Source organism: Xenorhabdus szentirmaii DSM 16338 (assembly GCF_002632585.1).
Classification (GTDB): Bacteria; Pseudomonadota; Gammaproteobacteria; order Enterobacterales; family Enterobacteriaceae; genus Xenorhabdus; species Xenorhabdus szentirmaii.
This window is the reverse complement of the sequence record NZ_NIBV01000038.1, coordinates 1-579: the sequence shown is the minus strand read 5'-3', so window position 1 is coordinate 579 and position 579 is coordinate 1. Positions and strand designations below refer to the sequence as shown.

General features: G+C 38.0%; 1 tRNA gene. It reads left to right on the top strand.

The annotated features are described in order from the left end of the window. Positions 1–506 precede the first annotated feature (506 nt). A tRNA-Asn gene (locus Xsze_RS21530) sits at positions 507–579 on the top strand.

Here is a 579-nt window from a genome sequence, read left to right as displayed (position 1 = left end):
TAGTTCAGTCGGTAGAACGGCGGACTGTTAATCCGTATGTCGCTGGTTCGAGTCCAGCTGGAGGAGCCAAATTTAAGCATTGTGATCAATTAACATGTCGTGATGTTGAGATAAAGACAACTTTAAAATCAGTCTAAGTCTTCCATAGTGGCCACCCACAAGGGTGGCCGTTTTCTTATATGCATACTCCTGCCAAACTCTTCGTTTAATGACTCCTGCCCCGAGATTTTTCAAATTATCTATCCTACAAAAACATAATCATGACCTTATTTTTTACACAAACACAAAAATGCTGAATCAATGTTATTTTTATCAATATAAACAACGCAGTTACCTTGTCATAAAAAACAAAAAAATATGTGATTCAGCAAAAAACCAATCTATAAATAACAAAAAAACACCATATTGAGCATAAAAAAAACGCTTGAGCTTGTTTTCGATTTTTTTACTTTACAACTTCATGGCGACTTCTGTATGATTCACCCCGTTCTCAGGAACAAATCAATTCCTCCATAGTTCAGTCGGTAGAACGGCGGACTGTTAATCCGTATGTCGCTGGTTCGAGTCCAGCTGGAGGAG